Consider the following 16894-nt stretch of genomic DNA (forward strand, 5'->3'; position numbering starts at 1 on the left):
CATGGCCGAGCTTCGTGACGTCGTCATCGTCGACGGGTGCCGCACCCCGATGGGCAAGGGCAAGCCGGGGGGCGCGCTGAGCGGCCTCCACCCCGTCGAACTCCTCGCACAGACCCTCGCCCACCTCGTCTCGCGGACGTCCATCGACCCCGGCATCGTCGGAGACGTCATCGTGGGCTGCGTCAGCCAGGCGGGCGAGCAGTCCGCGACGCCCGGCCGGATGGCGTGGCTGTCCGCGGGCTTCCCCGTGCACGTCCCGTCCACCACCGTCGAGCGCAAGTGCGGCTCGGGGCAGCAGGCGATCGAGTTCGCCGCGCAGGGCATCGCGACGGGCCTGCACGACGTCGTCATCGCCGCGGGCGTCGAGTCGATGAGCCGCGTCCCGATGGGGATCGCCCGCATCGGGCAGGACCCCTGGGGCCCCGGCGTCGCCGGACGTTTCCGGCTCGTCCCGCAGGGCGTCGCCGCCGAGCGGGTCGCCGAGACCTGGGGCATCACCCGCGAGGAGCAGGACCGGCTGTCCGCCGAGTCCCACCGGCGGGCGCGGGCCACCGCCGAATCCGGCGGCTTCGACGCCGAGATCGTCCCGATCACCCTCCCGGACGGCACGAAGGTGACGGCCGACGAGACGATCCGCCCGGCCACCACGGTCGAGGGGCTCGCCGGGCTGAAGGCCGTCTTCGAATCGGCGGAGTACGCCGACCTCCTGCCGGGCCGCACCTGGTCGGTCACCGCCGGGAACAGCTCCCAGCTCACCGACGGGGCGGCGGCGGTGCTGCTGATGAGCGCGGAGAAGGCCGAGCGGCTCGGCCTCGTCCCGCGCGCCCGCATCACCGGCTCGTCCGTCGTCGGCGACGACCCCGAGATGATGCTGACCGGCCCCATCCCGGCGACCCGGCGGATCCTGGAACGCACCGGCCTCGCGCTCGGCGACTTCGACGCCTTCGAGGTCAACGAGGCGTTCGCGTCCGTCCCGCTCGCCTGGGCCAGAGAACTCGGAGCCGACCACGACCGCCTGAACCCGCGCGGCGGCGCGATCGCGCTCGGCCACCCGCTCGGCGCGAGCGGCTGCCGCATCTTCGTCACGCTCCTCAACCACCTGGAGCAGACCGGCGGCACCCGCGGCCTGCAGACCATGTGCGAGGCCGGCGGCCTCGCGAACGCGACCGTCCTGGAGCGGATCGCCTGACGGCGCCGACCGCGCCACCGACGACACGAAGGGCACAACGAATGGACATTCGGGGGAAAGCGGCACTCGTCACCGGAGCGGCGTCCGGCCTGGGCCGGGCGACCGCGCGGCGGCTGGCCGCCGACGGGGCGCACGTCGTCCTCCTCGACCTGGAGGGCGGCGACGGCGAGCGCGTCGCCGCGGAGATCGGCGCGGGCGCCGCGGGGCGGGTGCGGTTCGCCGCCGCCGACGTGACCGACTCCGACCAGGTCGAGGCGGCCGTGCGGGCCGCGACCGAACTCGGCGAGCTCCGCGCGCTCGTGCACTGCGCGGGGCGGGGCGGGCCCGTCCGGGTGGTCGAGAAGGACGCGCGCCGGGCTCCATGGAGCGGTTCCAGGACGTGATCCAGACCAACCTGATCGGGACCTTCAACGTGCTGCGCCACGCGGCCGCGGCGATGGTGCCCCTCGACGACCTGCCGGACGGCGAGCGCGGCGCGTGCGTGCTCACCGCCTCCGTCGCGGCCTGGGAGGGGCAGATCGGCCAGCTGCCGTACGCCGCGTCCAAGGCCGGGGTGGTCGGCATGACCCTCGTCGCCGCCCGTGACCTGGCCCGCAACCACGTCCGCGTGAACACGATCGCGCCGGGCCTGTTCGACACCCCGATCCTGTCCCGTGTGCCGGAGGAGGTCCGCGGCCGCCTGGCCGCCTCGATCCCGCACCCGGCGCGGCTCGGCGACCCCGCGGACTTCGCGTCCATGGCCGCCTGCATCATCACCAATCCCATGCTCAACGGCGAGACGATCCGGCTCGACGCGCCATCCGGATGGCCCCGCGATGACGCCGTCCGAGCTTTTGCTCCCTCCCTCTGAAAGGCGACCTTCATGAGCGTCGACACCACGACACCCGCGGCCGGACCCCCGACGGGGGACGGCCTGCCAGGGCAGGAGCCGATGTTCGACGCCGCCCGCGACGTCTGGGACCCGGCCGCGCTCGACCCGGAGCCGACCTACGACGGCATGTGGGCGGAACTCACCCCGCGCCAGCGCGAGATCCGCGAACTGGCCCGCGAGGTGGCCGTCCGCGAGCTGCGTCCGATGGCCGGGCACTGGGACGAGACCGAGGAGTTCCCGCGCAAGACGTTCGAGGCCGTCCTGGAGGCGGGGCTCGTCGGGCTCACGATCCCGAAGCGGTACGGCGGGCGGGGCGAGAGCCTGCTCGAAGGGTGCATCGTGGTCGAGGAGCTGGCGCGCGCCTGCCTGAGCACCGCGATGTCGGTCCAGCCGTTCCTGAACGGCCCGTGGCGCGCGATCAGCGTCCTCGGCAGCGAGGAGATGAAGGACCGGCTGCTCCCGGGGGTCGCGGACGGCACGAACCACTTCGCGATCGCCATGAGCGAGCCGGGCGCCGGCAGCGCGGGCACCGACCTGCGGGCCACCCTGACGCCGGACGGCGACGGGTTCCGGCTGACCGGCACCAAGTGCTGGATCACCGGCGGGCACGTCGCCGACACCATCATCGTGTTCGCCCGCCTGGCCGGGACGTCCGGTCCGTACGGCATCGGCGCCGTGGTGATCACCGGGCGGCCCGACGGGATGGGCGAGTTCCACATCGACCCGAAGATGGGGATCCGGGGCGTCGCCGAGTGCCTGGTCCGTTTCGACGACGTCCGCATCGGCCCGGAGGACGTCCTCGTCATGCCCGAGGAGAAGTCCAAGAGGGGCACCGGCATCCTGGTCAACCAGTTCAACCCCGAGCGGTGCGGCAACGCCGCCATGTGCACGGGGCTCGGCCAGGCCGCCCTCGACGCGAGCGTCGGGCACCTCAACGCCCGCCGCCAGTTCGGCCGCCCGCTCGCGGAGTTCCAGGGACTGCAGTGGAAGACCGCCGACATGGCGCTGGACGTGCACGTCTCGCGGATGCTGGTGTGGCGGGCCGCCCGCAGCGGGGACGGGGGCTTCCCGGACCAGACGGAGACCCTCATGGCCAAGCTGCACAGCAGCGAGATGGTGCAGCGGGTCACCAACACGGCCATCGGCGTGCACGGCGCCCGCGGCTACTCGCGCCGCTGGCCGGTGGAGCGCTACTTCCGCGACGGGCGCGGCCTCGCGATGGGCGGCGGGACGCCCGAGGTGATGCGCAACGTGCTCGGTGCCCAGGTGCTCGGCGTCAGCGGCAGCCAGCGGAGGAAGTGACGTGTCCCCGCGATCCCTGCCGGACCGTACCGTCTACGGCGACGAGCACCGGGCCTTCGCCGAGACGGTCGGCGCCTTCCTGCGCAACGACGTGGCGCCGCGGGTCCCCGAGTTCGAGGCCGCGGGGACGGTGGACCGGGACGTCTACCGGTCCGCCGGAGAGCTCGGCCTGGTCGGGCTGCAGATCCCCGAGGAGTACGGCGGCGGCGGCCAGGACGGCTTCCTCTTCAACTGCGTCGTGACCGAGCAGGTCGCCTACGAACGGGTGACCCTGGGCTCCCTGCGCGTGCACACCGACGTGGTCACGCCGTACGTGCTGTCCCTGGCGACCGACGAGCAGAAGCGCCGGTGGCTACCCGGGATGGCGAGCGGCGAGCTGATGACGTCGATCGCGATGACCGAGCCCGGCACGGGCTCCGACCTGGCCGGGATGCGCGCGACGCTGCGCCGTGACGGCTCCGACTGGATCCTCAACGGCGCGAAGACCTTCATCACCGGCGGCGCGCAGTCGGACCTCGTCCTCGTGGTGGCGCGCTCGTCGTCGTCCGGGGAGGACCGCCGTGCCGGGCTGACCATCGTCGTGGTCGAGGCGGGCATGCCCGGCTTCACCCGCGGCGCCAAACTCGACAAGCTCGGCCTCAGGGCGCAGGACACGACCGAGCTCTTCTTCGACGACGTGCGCGTGCCCGCGGCCAACGTGCTCGGAGAGGAGGGGCATGCGTTCCGGTACCTGTCGTCCCACCTGGCCCAGGAGCGGCTGTCCATCGCGGTCAACTCGCAGGCCCAGGCCGTCGCGGCACTGGACGTGACCTGCGACTACGTGCGCGACCGGGAGGTGTTCGGGCAGCGGCTCGGCGGCTTCCAGAACACCAAGTTCGTCCTCGCCGAGCAGGCGACGCAGATCGCGGCGGGCCAGGCACTGGCCGACCAGGCCATGGCCCGGCACGAGCGCCGCGAGCTCGCCCCGGCCGCGGCGGCCCAGGTCAAGCTGTTCTGCACCGAACTGCACGGCCGCGTGGCCGACGCCTGTCTCCAACTGCACGGCGGCTACGGCTACGTCTGGGAGCAGGACATCTGCCGGATGTACGCCGACGCGCGCGTCGCCCGCATCTACGGGGGGACCAGCGAGGTGATGAAGGGCATCATCGCCCGGACGCTCCGGCTGGCCTGATCCGGCCGGGGGCCGGGGGCCCTGCGGAAAAGCCCCTGCCGCGCCGTCCGAGGACGGTTCGGCGGGGGCTTCGCGCGTCTGCGGTCAGACCTCCCGTGCGGTCAGACCTCCCGGACGACGGCCGGCCGGCCGAGGCGGGTGCTCATGGCGTCCGCCTCCTGCAGCACGCCCGCGACGACCCGGTCGCTGATCTCCTCGGCGCGCGCGGTCGGGATGGACACGCCGAGGGCGCCCACGACGTCTCCGGTGGCGTCGAAGACGGGCGCGGCGCAGCCCCACAGGTCGGGCCAGCGCACGCCGGGACCGGCCGCGTAGCCGTGCCGCCGGATCCCGTCCAGCATGGTCCGGACCTGCTCGGGGTCGCGGGGGTCGCCGTTGTCGGCCTGCTCGGCGAGGGCCCGCTCGACGGCCGCCTCGTCGAGCCAGGCCAGCACGGCCTGGCCGGTGGTCACCGCGAGGAGCCGGTAGCGCTGCCCGAGTCGCACGTGCGCGCGGACCGGCTTGATCGGCTCCGAGTGGGCCGCGTAGGTCACCGCGCCCTGCTCGTAGACGGCGTAGACCGACGTCTCGTCCAGCTCGGCGGTCAGCCGGTCGGTGTGCTCGCGGGAGATGGCGAGGAGGCCGACCGACGTGTTGACCGCGCAGCCGAGCCGCCACACCAGCATCGTCCCGCGCCAGGTCCGGTCGGGCTGCTGCACGACGTAGCCCTCGTCCGCCATCAGGCGCAGTATCCGCAGCAGCGTCGGCGGCGCGAGCCCGGTGCGCTCGCTGAGCACCTTCAGGGTCTGCGGACCGTGGTCGCAGACCGCTTCGAGCACCCGCAGCGTCCGTGCGATCGAACCCTCGGCCACCGCTGGGCCTCCTGAATCTCCGGGACAAGTTCCGCTGAAGCCTACCAAGGTTTTGCTCAGTCGAATCGGATTTCAGGTCGGACCGCAGGTCAGGCAAGTCATTTCGGGGACGGGCCCCACACTCCCGGCGAGCGCGATCGCCTGACCGGCGGCCTCGGCTCCGCTCCGGCCGCCGGTCAGCCGGTGAGCGCGGCCGCGATCCGTGCGCGGTGGTGGGCCGCGGTGCCCAGCAGCAGGGCGCCGACGGTGCAGCGCTTGAAGTAGTGGTGCAGATCGTGCTCCCACGTGAAGCCGATGCCGCCGTGCAACTGGAGGGCGCCTCCGGCGACCTCCTCGGCCGCCTCGGTCGTCCAGGCCATCGCGGTCGCGGCGACGAGGGCGCGGTCGCCGGCGCCGGTTTCGAGGACGTCGGCCAGTTCGAGCACCATCGAGCGGACGGACTCGACCTGGACCAGCATGCTCGCGCACCGGTGCTTGACGGCCTGCCGGGCGGCGATCGGCATGCCGAACTGGACCCGCCGCCCGGCGTACTCGACGGTCGTGTCGAGGAGCCAGGCCGACAGCCCCAGCAGCGTCGCGCAGTGCAGGGCCAGCGCGAGCAGGCGCGCCTCCTCGACCACGCGGGCCAGGGCGTCGCCGCCCGCGGGCAGGACGGTCGCGGGCGAGCCCGCGCAGACCACGCGGGCGAGCGGCTGGGTGGCGTCGAGGGTCTCCAGCGGCTCGACGGTCGCGTCGGCCGTCCGTACCAGCGCCAGCCGCGGGCCCGCGGGCGCCGCACGGCCGCGACGACGGCGTCGGCGGCGTCCGCGTCCGGCACGAACGGGAGGGCGCCGTGGACGCGGCCGTCGCGGAGTTCGAGCGCGGGCGCGGTCCAGGTGCCGTCCTCGGCCAGCAGCCCGTACGTCACCAGGCCCCCGACCTCGCCGCCCGCCGCGCCGACGAGGGCGCCCGCGACCGACGCGCTCAGGAACGGCAGCGGCGCGGCGGCCCGGCCGAGGGCCTCGGCGACCAGGCATGCGGTGACCACGTCACCGGCCTCGGCCGGTTCGAGGAGCCCGGTGGCCACCAGCTCCGACCACAGGCCCGCGTCGAACGGCCGGGGCCCCGGCGCGCGGCGCAGCGGCTCCAGCGGGTCGCGCTTGCGGAGCAGGGCGCCGATGCTCGCGGCGAAGTCCGTCTGCTCGGTGGACGTCGGCCTCATGTGTTCTCCCCCCGGGAGCCGGTGAACTCGCGCCAGGAGACGGTCTTGCTCGGGTCCGCTCCGCGCGGCATGCCGAGGGCGCGCTCGGCGATCTGGTCGCGGAGCACCTCCGAGGTGCCGCCCGCGATGGTCTTCGGTTGCACGCGCAGGAAGGCCCAGGCGTCGTACGAACGGGCGCGGTCGCCGGGGGCGTGCGCGACCGTGCCGAGGCCGGTGCCGCCGAGGATGCCGCGCTGGAGGCGCTTGGTGTGCTCGGCCTGCAGCACCTTGTTGTACGGCGTGCCGTTCGCCACCGGGGGCAGCCCCCGCGAACGGTGGAGGGCGTTGCGCCGGTTGTTCAGCGCGATCGCCTGCGACTCGACGTACAGGCGCACGATCGCGTCCGCCTGGACGGGATCGGCCCCCGGCAGGCGTTCGGCGACGAGCTCGTCGACGGTGCGGCCGACGACGGAGCCGGGCGTGGCCGCGCCCGCCCCCGAACCGGCCAGCCGTTCGAGCTGGAGCACCGTGCGCACGACCTCCCAGCCCTGGCCGGGCGCGCCGAGGCGGTACCGGTCGGGCACCGCGACGTCGTCGAGGGCGACCTCGAAGAACTCCGCGTCGCCGGTCATCTGGAGGATCGGCCGGACCTGGACGCCGGGCGTCGAGAGGTCCACGAGGAAGCACGTCAGCCCGGCGTGCTTGGGCACGTCGATGTCGGTACGGGCGACCGCGAGGCCCCAGCCCGCCCGGTCGGCGCGGCTCGTCCACATCTTGCGGCCGGTGAGGCGCCACCGGTCGCCGTCGGGGCGGGCGCGGGTCCGGACCGAGGCCAGGTCGGAACCGGCCTCCGGCTCGCTGAAGAGCTGGCACCAGAGCACCTCGTTGCGGGCGATCGGCGGGAGCAGCTCGGCGGCGACGTCGTCCCCGGCGAACTTCAGGATCGCGGGCCCGACCCAGCCGGTGCCGATCGCGCTCTCCACCGTGCCCACCCGCCAGCGGGCGAGGGTCCGGCGCACGTCGACCGTCTCGTCGGGCGGCAGCGCGCGCCCGCCCAGGCGGACCGGCCACTCCGGGACGAGCCAGCCGTCGGCCGCGACCGTCCGGACGAGACCGGCGGTCAGTTCGGCATCGAGACCGGCGAGGTGGTCGGCGAGGCCCTCGCGGTCGTCGGCGTCGACCAGCTCGGTCCAGCGTGCGGGCAGCACCCGTCGCAGCAGCTCCTCCAGCCGCGGCGCGGCGCTCATCGCACGACCCTGGCGTCGAGGGCGACGATCCGGCCGTCGACCACCCCGAGCGGGTTGCACTCGACGAGCGCGGCGCCGGTGCGGTCGGCGAGGTCGGCGAGGGCGAACGCCGCCGCGGCCAGCGCCTCCGCCAGCCCGTCGTACCGTCCCGGCACGCGGTCGAACAGCTCGGCCGCGAGCCGCCGGGCGAAGTGCCCGGCGCCGAGGGCCGCGGGCATGGCGACCGTCCGGTCCAGCAGCTCGACGTGCGCGCCGCCGAGACCCGCCGAGACCACCGGGCCCCACTGGGGATCGCGCCGGACGCCCGCGAACAGCTCCAGCGACGCGCGGAGCTGCCGCGCCACGATCAGCGGGACGCCGCCCGCGAGCAGGTCGGCGGCGACGCCGTGGGCGGTGGCCGCGGTGACGTCGAGCCGGACCCCGCCCGCGCGCGCCTTGTGGACGCCCGCCGCGACGTCGGACTTGAGGACGACCGGCCAGCCCAGCTCCTCGCCGCGGGCCAGTACCTCGTCGGCTGTGGCGGCGGCGCCCCAACCGGCGGCCGCCACCCCCGCGTCGGCGACGAGCCGGAGGCTCTCGGACGCGGTCGGGTCGGAGAGCAGGACGGCGGACGCGGCGAGGCCGGCCGGAGGGCGGCGCCGACGCCGGGCCCCGGCGGCGCGCAGGCCGCGAGGACCCGGCACGCCGAGTCGAGGTCGGGCAGGACGACCTCGCCGGCCTCGATGCGCGGCTTCACCACGGCCGGGACGAGCGTCGCGACGACCGTGGGCGGCGCGCCGCCGGCGCGCGCACCCGCGGCGGCGGCCTGGTCCTCGCGGCCGATCACGACGACGAGATCGACCTCGCCGCTCTCCCGCAGCGTCGTGCAGACCTTCTCGAGCGTCGCGTCGTAGCCGATCGCCTGCGCGGTCACGTCGACGGGGTTGCGGGGGGAGGCGATGTCCGGCAGGTACGCCATGAGGCGCCGCTGGAGGTCGGCGCCGAGGACCGGGACCTCGAGACCGGCGCCGCCGAGCAGGTCGGCGGCGACGACACCGGCCCCGCCGGAGCCCGTCACGATGCCGGTGCGGCGCCCGGCCGCGCGGCCCAGCAGGGACAGGCCCAGCCCGGCGAGCACCAGCTCGCGGTCGGAGCCGACGAGCACGGCGCCGTACGCCTCGAACAGCTCGCGCGTCACCGCGGTGTCGGTGCTCACCGCCGCGGTGTGCGAGGCGGCCGCGGTGGCCCCGGCCGCGGAGCGTCCGCCGAGCAGGCACACGACCGGCACGCCGCGGTGCTCCGCGTCGGCCAGCAGTGCCCGCAGGGCGTCCGCGTCGCGGATCCCCTCCAGGTAGAGGAGCAGGACCCGGGGGTCGGCCGCGGCGAGAACGCCCCGGGCCAGGGTGCAGGCGTCCAGGTGGACCTCGTTGCCGCTGCCGACGAAGCCGTCGAGGTGGAAGCCGTACCGGGCGGCGGCCGTGACGACGCGGGCGCCGAACGCGCCGCTCTGCGAGACGAGGAACGCGCCGCTCCCGTGCCGGCAGTCGACGAGGCTGTCGAACGCCTGGGCGAACGTCAGCACGGCGCGGTCCGGCGCGTGGTACAGCCCGACGGTGTTCGGGCCCAGCACGACGGTGCCCCGCGCGGTCGTCAGCGAGCCGCCGCCGGTCTCCTCGAACCCGGAGGCGAACACGACCGCGAACGCGGCGCGCCCGTCGATGCGGTCGAGCACCTCCTGGACGGCCGCGGCCGGCACGCAGAGCAGCGCGACGTCCACGTCCCGGTCGAGACCGGCGCGCGGGCCGGGCGTCAGCACCTCGCCGCCGAACCGCGCCTCGCGCAGGTGCCGCAGGGTGCGGGCGCCGAGGCCGGTCTCCCGCGACGTGCCGCCGATGACGGCGACGGTGCGGGGGGAGAGCAGCGGACGCAGGTCGGGGACGTCCGGCCGGGACCCGCCCGGCACGTCCGTCCTCATCGGAGCTCCGCCGGGACGCGGGTGTGCTTGGTGGTGCCCCAGTCGGGCGCGCGCTTCTCCTTGAAGCCGCGATGCCCCGCAGTTTCGCCGCAGCTGCGGATCCAGGTCAGGACGCGGCGCTCCCGGTTGTACGCCGCGACCCGGTCGGTCGACTCCAGGAACTCGTACATGAGCCGCTTCGTCGCGGTCATCGACACCGGCGCGCAGCGCTCGGCCATGTCGGCCGCGAGTTCGACGGCGACCCCGAGCACGTCCCGCGGCGCGGCGATGTGGGTCGCCAGGCCGCGGCGCTCGAACTCGACGCCGTCGATCGTCCGGCCGGTCAGCAGCAGGTCCATCGCGACGCCGAAGCCCGCCAGCCGGGGGAGGAGCCAGGTCGAGCCGCGGTCGGGCAGGATGCCGACCCGGTTGAACGAGAAGGCCAGCCGGGCCGAGTCGGCCACGACGCGGATGTCGGCCTGCATCGCCCAGGTGAGGCTCACGCCGATGGCGTCACCGTTGATGGCCGCGATGATCGGCGTGCTCAAATTCCACGGCGCCTTCTCCGGCTCGGTCAGCGTCTCGACGCCGTGGGTCTTCTCGTCGCGCCAGTTCATGTCGAGGTCCGCGCCGACGCCGAAGTGCGCGCCGCGCCCGCTCACCACGACCACCGACACGTCCGGGTCGGCGTCGAAGGCGACCAGCGCCTCCTGGAGTTGGAGGGCCATCAGCGGGGTGTAGGAGTTGCGGCGGTCCGGACGGTCCAGGAAGACCAGGCCGACGCGGCCCTGCCGCTCGACGGTGACGTGACGTTCGGTCATGGGTGCTCCGGTGTTCTGTCGGCGCGTGTTGTGCCAGCGTATGGCGCGGTATGCGGCGGTATGCGGGTCTCGGCTCCCACTTTCGCGGCACTGGAGACATATGTGCAAAGACCTCTTTTTCGCAGGTCCCATCGATCGTTCCTATGACTCGCTAGGGTGGATCGTCATGGACCTCCGGACGCTGCGCTACTTCGTCGCGGTCGTCGACGAGGGCGGCATCACCCGGGCCGCGCGCGTCCTGTTCGTCAGCCAGCCGTCGCTCTCCCTGGCGATGCGCCGGCTGGAGGACGAGCTCGGCGTCCGGCTCCTCGACCGGTCCGGGCGGCGGGCCGTCCCCACGGCCGACGGCGCGCGGCTGCTCGGCCCGGCGCGGCAGGCGATCGCCGAGGCGGACGCCGCCCGGGAACGGGTCCGGCAGGTGACCGGCCTCGAAGTCGGCCGGCTGGCCGTCGCGACGTCGTCCACTCCTCGCGGTGCACCCGCTGACCCCGCTCGTCGCGGGGCTCCGCGAGCGGCATCCCGGGCTGGAGGTCCAGGTCCGGGACGCGAGCACCGCGGCCAGGGCGTTCGACCTGGTGCGTTCCGGCGAGGCCGAACTGGGCGTCGTCGACGTCATGCCCCCGGACGCCGGATGGGGCCGGTGCGACCTCGGCGCGGAGGAGATCGTGCTGATGGCGAGCCCGGCGTTCGCCGCGGGGCTGGACGAGCCGGTCGCGCGGGCGCGGGTCGCCGGCCTCGACCTCGGGGTGATCCCCTCCGACCTCGACTCCGCGAGCGCCGCCGCGACGGCGGTGGCGTCGATGGCTGGCCGCGTCCGGGCCCGGTGCGCCCACCGGACGATGCTGTGGGAACTCGTCCGGGGCGGCACGGTCGCGGCGTTCGTCGGCCGGGACACGGCGAACGCCGTCACGCCCTGGGCGGTGCTCCGCTCGCTCGACCCGCCGCTGTGGCGGGACGCCCACCTGGTCTGGCGCGAGCAGGCGCTGTCACCCGCCGGCGCCGCCCTCGTCGAACTCGCCGGGCTCGCCGGGCACGCCGACCTCGCTCGCGGCGGTGACGAACCCCCGGGCGACCGGTGACAGCCGGACCGGGTCGAAGACCAGCCCGACCGACTGGGTGAACGGCGGGTCCAGCGGACGCACGTGCGCCCCGGCGGCGGCCGCGTCCACGGCGAGCCCGGGGCCGACGATGGTGGCGCCCACCCCGGCCAGCATCAGCGAGGTGCGGGCCTCGCGCTGGTCGGCGACCACGGCGGCCGACAGCGGAGTCCGGGCCGTGGCCCGTTCGAGGGCCGAGTTGCGGCCCGCCGCGACGAGCACGGTCGGCACGGCCGACAGTTCCCGCATCGTCACCGCGCCTTCCGGGACGTCCCGGAAGCGCGGGGGGAAGGCGACCCGCCACCCCCACGAGCCGATCGGCAGCACCGTCAGCGCGTCGTCCACCGGCGGGGGCACCGGCAGCCGGGTGCAGACGATCTCCGCGGTGCCGCCGGTCAGGACCTCGGCCACCGCGTCCTCGCGGTCGAGGTCGTGCACCCGGACGACCCGTCCCGGCGCGGCGCCGAGCCACGCCGAGACGAGCGCCGAGAACGGGCCGCTGACCACGGTCGACAGGGCCGCGAGCTCCAGCCGGCCGCCCTGCCCGGCCGCCGCCAGGGTCTCCCCGGCCTGCTCGCAGCCGCGCAGGATCCGGCGCGCCGGCCCGACCAGGGCGTGGCCCGCCGGGGTCGGCGACATCCCGCGGCCGACGCGGTGGAACAGCTGCGCCGCGAGCTCCTGCTCCAGGGCGCGGATCGCGGCCGACACCGTCGACTGCCGGACGCCGAGCCGTGCGGCGGCGGCCGTCGCGCTGCCGGTGTCGCGGACGCTCAGGAAGGCCCGCAGCTGGTGGAGTTCCACGGCGGCAGCCTAGCCCGGCCGTGCCGGGCTCACCTGCCGGTCCAGTCGGCCGGCCGCTTCTCGGCGAAGGCGCGGGAGCCCTCCTGCGCGTCCCGTGAGGCGAACACCTCGTCGACGTACGGCCGCTGACGGGCGAACCGCTCGTCGCGGGGCCAGGCGCGGGACTCGACGATGACCCGCTTGCTCGTGGCGACCGCGAGCGGACCGTTGGCGGCGATCGTCCGGGCGAGCGCGAGAGCGGCGTCGAGCGCCCCGCCCGTTTCGGTCAGCGTGCCGATCAGGCCGAGGGCGTGCAGCCGCCCGGCGTCCACGGGGTCGCCGGTCAGTGCCAGCTGCATCGCGACGACCTCGGGCAGCCGGTCCGGCAGGCGGTGCAGGCCACCGGCGGCGGCGACGAGGCCGCGCTTGACCTCGGGGATGCCGAACCGTGCCGTCGACGCCGCGACGACCAGGTCGCAGGCGAGCACCAGCTCGAAGCCGCCGGCCAGCGCCCAGCCTCCACCGCGGCGATGAGCGGTTTGCGGGGCGGCGCCTCCGTCACGCCGCCGAACCCGCGTCCGGGGATGCTCGGCCGCTCGCCGCGCAGGAAGCCCTTGAGGTCCATGCCCGCGCAGAAGCTGCCCCCGCTGCCGGTGATCACCGCGAGCCGCAGGGCCGGGTCGTCGTCGAGCCGGTCGAGGGCGTCCGCGATGAGCCGCGCCATGGCCAGGGTCATGGCGTTCTTCGCCCGCGGCCGGTTGAGGGTGATGACGAGCACGCCCTCCCGGTCCTCGACGAGCACCTCGGGCGCCTCGCGCGCGTCGTCCGTCCCGGTCGGGGGCTCGCTGTCCTGGGCATCGCTCACGGGTGGTCTCCTTCGGGGTGATTGCGGCCGAATGTCGGCACAGGTCTTGACAGACCAGTGATCGCGGTCACAGGGTTGCACACAGTGGAATAAAGTTCCATTGAAAGAAATGATCGACACGAGGAGATGGACCGCGATGCGTCGACTTCCTGGCCGTTCGACGACCGCTGCCGCCGCCGCACTGCTGGTGCTGTCGGGCACCTTGGCCGCCTGCGCCAGTCCCCAGGCGGGGGCGAGCGGGGCGGACGAGAAGTCGGCGACGGAGATGTGCCCGACCGCCGACACCAAGGGCACGATCAAGATCGGCATGAGCTCCCCGCTCGCCGTGTTCGCGCCGCTCCTGCTCGGGATCGAGACCGGGGCGTTCGACAAGGCCGGCATCGACGTCGAGATCGAGAAGATCCCGAGCGCCGAATCCCTGCCGCTGGTCGCCCGCGGCCAGCTCGACGCGCAGATGACCTCGCTGAGCTCGGCCCACTTCAACACGCTGAAGGACGGTGTCGACGTCCGCTGGATCGTTCCGATGGACGACCAGCAGGAGATCCCGGCCGGCACCCCGGTGCCCGGCTACTGGTCCCGCAAGGACATCGTCGGCAGCGCCGCCTCCCCCGACCTGTCCAAGCTCAAGGGCGCCGACGTCAGCACCCCCACCGGCGGCACCGGGGTGAGCGGCCTGATCCTCGACAACGCCCTGAAGAAGGTGGGCCTGGGCATCAACGACGTCAAGCTCTCCCCGCCCCTGGTCGGCCCCGACGCGCTGAGCGCGCTCGCCAACGGTGCCATCTCGGCCGCGTGGATCTCCGCTCCGCTGGAGGTCGAGGCCGCCAAGAACCCCGACCTCGTCCCGATCGCGGGCTACGAGCCGGGCGTGACCGGCACCGCGATCATGGCCGGCCGGACGCTCCTCGACCGGCCCGAAGTCGCCGTCAAGTTCACGCAGGTGCTCAGCCAGGTCACCACGAAGTACCTCGACGGCGACTACCGCGAGAACCCGGAGACGGTGCGCCTGCTCGCCACCGCCGAAGAGGTCGACGAGTCCACGATCAAGAACTCGGCCCTGCTCGCCTTCGACCCGTCGTTCTCGATGGACGGAACGGAGAAGTTCGCCGACGACCTGCAGAAGTTCTCCCTTGAGCGCGGCGAGCTCGAATACGACGAGCCGCTCGACTCCGCGGACCTCATCGACGCCCGGTTCACCGAAGCCGCGGCGAGCTGCGAATCCGTCGTCGGATGAGCACGGCCTCCCCGCGGTTCCTGGACGGCGTCCGCGTCGTCGAACTCGGCGGAATCGGCCCCGTCCCGCACGCCGGCATGCTGCTCGCGTCCCTCGGCGCGGACGTCGTCCGGGTCGAGCGGACCGGTGCGGAACCGGACGAGCGGGCCTGGGACGCCACGCGCCGCGGCCGGACGGTCGTCCCCGCCGACCTCAAGTCCCCGGCGGACGTCCGCCGGGTCCGCGAGCTGGCCGCGGCCGCGGACGTGCTGGTCGAGGGCTTCCGGCCGGGCGTGGCCGAGCGGATGGGGCTCGGCCCCGGCGAGCTCCGCCCGCTCAACCCGGGGCTGGTCTACGCCCGGATGACCGGCTGGGGGCAGCACGGCCCTGGGCCGGTCGCGCCGGGCACGACATCAACTACATCGGGCTCACCGGCGCGCTGCACGCCATCGGCGACGAGCGGCCGTCGCCCCCGCTCAACCTCGTCGGCGACTTCGGCGGCGGATCCGTCTACCTGGTCCTCGGCGTCGTGTCCGCCCTGGTCCGGCGCGGCCGCACCGGCGAGGGCTGCGAGCTCGACGCGGCGATCGTCGACGGGACCGGCAGCCTGATGCAGCTGATCTGGTCGCTGCGGGCCGACGGCCGCTGGCGGGACCGCCGCGCCGCGAACCTGCTCGACGGGGGCACGCCGTACTACCGTACGTACCGCTGCGCCGACGGCGGCTGGATGGCCGTCGGCGCCCTCGAACCGGCCTTCTACCGGACCATGCTCGAAGGGCTCGGGCTGACCGGCCCGGACGTCCCCGACCGCGGCGACCCGGCCCGGTGGCCCGCGCTGGAGTCGCTCCTCGAACGGACCTTCGCGAGCCGTCCGCGGCACCACTGGGAATCGGTGTTCGAGGGGACCGACGCGTGCGTCACGCCCGTCCTGACGATGGCCGAGGCCCCGGCCCACCCCCACATGGCCGCACGTGCGGTGCTCCGGAACGACCCCGTCGGTGTCCTGGCCGCGGCCGCTCCGCGCGAGGCCGGTGCCGAGCCGTCGTACCTGCCCGCCTCCACCCGCCTCTCGGCCGACGAGGCCCTGCACCGGTGGCGCGGACCGGCCGCACCACGAGACCGTCCGGGAACCTGACGCCCGGCGGGGTGCGGAACGCCGGTCCCGCACGCACTTCTCGCGATGGCGGCCGGGAGGCATCGTCCGGCGGCACCGGGGGTTCCGACGCCGATGCCGGGAGGCGACGGCGGGAGGCGACGGCGGGAGGCGACGGCGGGCCTCGGGGAGAGGACCGGCCTCCGGCGGGCGGTCGATCCGGGATTCCGGCCCTGGACGATTCCCCATTCCGCCATGCGGGGCGTGTCCGGTCCGCGCTCTACAGCACCACCATGCCGAGGGGACGGTCCCCGACGGGCAGGCGGGTCACCTCGCCCGAGGCGACGTCGACGACGCTGATGCCGTTCCAGTGACCGGCGCGGGTGAAGCCGCCGGAGACATAGGCGGTCCGCCCGTCCGCCGACAGGGTCACGTCCTCGTGGGCGCCGTCGAGCGGGACGACCCGCTCGCCGCCGTCCGGACCGCGGACGGTCAGCGAAGGGCCCTCGTCGCCGGATCCGGTGGGGCCGGTGCCGACCACGAACAGCGTGCCGTCGGCACCGGCCGTCACCCCGTGCTGGTGGGTGTCGGCGGTCATGCGCTCGGTCCGGACGCGCCCGGTGCGCGGGTCGACCACCGCGAGCCGCTCGCCCTCGAACGGAAGCAGCAGCGCCCCGTCGGACGGGCGGACGGCGGTGTAGTGCGGCTTGCGCCACGAACCGAGGGACCGGCCCGTGTCGTACGGGTCCACGACGATGGCGCGGGCGTCCCAGGTGGCGGTGTCGACGACGGTGACGTCGTAGGAGTCGTGGTTGGTCACGTAGACCTCGCGGCCGTCCCCGGAGACGTCGACGTCGAACGGGCGGATCCCCGCGGGGACGGTCCGCACGACCTCCCGCGTCCGCGTGTCGATCACCTCCAGGACGCCGTTCTCGTGCGGGACGTTCACCCCGACGTACACGTGCCGTCCGTCGGGGGAGAGGGCGATGCCCATGCCGCCGCCCCGGTACTCGCCGGTGGTGACCGGCCCGGTCCCGGTCTCGTACGGGATCAGCGCGGTGCGTTCGCGGGTCCCGGTGTCGACGGCGGCCACGCCTTCGGCCGTCGCGACCCACGCGGTGCCGTCGCCGCCGAGCGCCATCCCGTACGGCGCCGTCCCGACCTCGACCGAGCCGAGGTCGCGCACCGCGCGCGGACGGGTCGACGAAGGTGACCGTGTCGGCGCCGAAGTCCGACGACGAGGAGGGCGCCGTCCGGAACGGGCGCCGCGGGCGCGGTGGG

The 16894-nt window shown here is 74.7% G+C and carries 12 protein-coding genes and 5 pseudogenes; 8 read left to right on the forward strand and 9 right to left on the reverse strand.

The features are described from left to right. The first annotated feature begins 1 nt into the window (after position 1). The 4 genes and pseudogenes from BJF79_RS48250 (at position 2) to BJF79_RS48265 (ending at position 4533) form a co-directional block, all read left to right on the forward strand. Complete coding sequence (locus BJF79_RS48250; protein ID WP_075907304.1) at positions 2 to 1189, forward strand: thiolase family protein; 1188 nt, start codon at positions 2 to 4, stop codon at positions 1187 to 1189. A gap of 41 nt (positions 1190 to 1230) precedes the next feature. Next, a pseudogene (locus tag BJF79_RS48255) lies at positions 1231 to 2008 on the forward strand (SDR family NAD(P)-dependent oxidoreductase). 43 nt (positions 2009 to 2051) lie between these two features. Then, positions 2052 to 3362 carry an acyl-CoA dehydrogenase family protein gene (locus BJF79_RS48260; protein ID WP_262403656.1) on the forward strand — a complete coding sequence of 437 codons (1311 nt, stop codon included), beginning with the start codon at positions 2052 to 2054 and terminating at the stop codon, positions 3360 to 3362. Between the two features lies 1 nt (position 3363). Continuing rightward, the gene (locus BJF79_RS48265) at positions 3364 to 4533 is read left to right on the forward strand and encodes an acyl-CoA dehydrogenase family protein (protein WP_262403657.1); all 1170 of its coding nucleotides are present in this window, start codon (positions 3364 to 3366) and stop codon (positions 4531 to 4533) included. Positions 4534 to 4634: 101 nt separating this feature from the next. On the opposite strand, the gene BJF79_RS48270 is transcribed toward BJF79_RS48265, so the two are convergent. The 6 genes and pseudogenes from BJF79_RS48270 to BJF79_RS48300 form a co-directional block, all read right to left on the reverse strand. Beyond that, positions 4635 to 5384 (reverse strand): IclR family transcriptional regulator, encoded by a 750-nt coding sequence (locus BJF79_RS48270; protein WP_075907305.1) that lies wholly within the window; start codon positions 5382 to 5384, stop codon positions 4635 to 4637. A 176-nt stretch (positions 5385 to 5560) separates the two neighbouring features. Then, a complete protein-coding gene (locus tag BJF79_RS64880; RefSeq protein WP_083734807.1) occupies positions 5561 to 6400 on the reverse strand; it encodes an acyl-CoA dehydrogenase family protein in 840 nt (279 codons plus the stop codon). A gap of 181 nt (positions 6401 to 6581) precedes the next feature. Then, a complete protein-coding gene (locus tag BJF79_RS48285; protein ID WP_075907308.1) occupies positions 6582 to 7811 on the reverse strand; it encodes an acyl-CoA dehydrogenase family protein in 1230 nt (409 codons plus the stop codon). Beyond that, positions 7808 to 8359 (reverse strand): acetate--CoA ligase family protein, encoded by a 552-nt coding sequence (locus tag BJF79_RS64885; RefSeq protein WP_158079532.1) that lies wholly within the window; start codon positions 8357 to 8359, stop codon positions 7808 to 7810. Before BJF79_RS64885 ends, BJF79_RS48285 begins: the two co-directional genes overlap by 4 nt. Positions 8360 to 8937: 578 nt before the next feature. After that, a pseudogene (locus BJF79_RS64890) lies at positions 8938 to 9765 on the reverse strand (hypothetical protein); the annotation flags it as partial. Beyond that, positions 9762 to 10565 carry an enoyl-CoA hydratase/isomerase family protein gene (locus tag BJF79_RS48300; protein ID WP_075907311.1) on the reverse strand — a complete coding sequence of 268 codons (804 nt, stop codon included), beginning with the start codon at positions 10563 to 10565 and terminating at the stop codon, positions 9762 to 9764. The gene BJF79_RS48300 and the pseudogene BJF79_RS64890, both read right to left, overlap by 4 nt. 166 nt (positions 10566 to 10731) lie before the next feature. Between BJF79_RS48300 and BJF79_RS68115 the strand changes: the two are divergent. Beyond that, a pseudogene (locus BJF79_RS68115) lies at positions 10732 to 10902 on the forward strand (LysR family transcriptional regulator); the annotation flags it as partial. Between the two features lie 136 nt (positions 10903 to 11038). Beyond that, a complete protein-coding gene (locus BJF79_RS48305; protein ID WP_083734809.1) occupies positions 11039 to 11644 on the forward strand; it encodes a LysR family transcriptional regulator substrate-binding protein in 606 nt (201 codons plus the stop codon). Here the strand turns inward: BJF79_RS48305 and BJF79_RS48310 are convergent. Both BJF79_RS48310 and BJF79_RS48315 read right to left on the reverse strand, forming a co-directional pair. After that, a complete protein-coding gene (locus BJF79_RS48310; RefSeq protein WP_075907312.1) occupies positions 11552 to 12463 on the reverse strand; it encodes a LysR family transcriptional regulator in 912 nt (303 codons plus the stop codon). The two genes, BJF79_RS48305 and BJF79_RS48310, sit on opposite strands and share 93 nt — an antisense overlap. Positions 12464 to 12492: 29 nt before the next feature. Continuing rightward, a pseudogene (locus tag BJF79_RS48315) lies at positions 12493 to 13244 on the reverse strand (crotonase/enoyl-CoA hydratase family protein). Between the two features lie 199 nt (positions 13245 to 13443). On the opposite strand from BJF79_RS48315, the gene BJF79_RS48320 reads away from it, so the two are divergent. Together BJF79_RS48320 and BJF79_RS48325 are read left to right on the forward strand one after the other, a co-directional pair. Then, the gene (locus BJF79_RS48320) at positions 13444 to 14541 is read left to right on the forward strand and encodes an ABC transporter substrate-binding protein (protein WP_262403658.1); all 1098 of its coding nucleotides are present in this window, start codon (positions 13444 to 13446) and stop codon (positions 14539 to 14541) included. 77 nt (positions 14542 to 14618) lie between these two features. After that, a pseudogene (locus BJF79_RS48325) lies at positions 14619 to 15655 on the forward strand (CaiB/BaiF CoA transferase family protein). A gap of 238 nt (positions 15656 to 15893) precedes the next feature. On the opposite strand, the gene BJF79_RS48330 reads toward BJF79_RS48325, so the two are convergent. Further along, positions 15894 to 16894: YncE family protein (locus BJF79_RS48330; protein ID WP_262403659.1), on the reverse strand; the 1001-nt coding region annotated here is incomplete at its 5' end.

Source organism: Actinomadura sp. CNU-125 (assembly GCF_001942465.1).
In the GTDB taxonomy this organism is placed as follows: domain Bacteria; phylum Actinomycetota; class Actinomycetes; order Streptosporangiales; family Streptosporangiaceae; genus Spirillospora.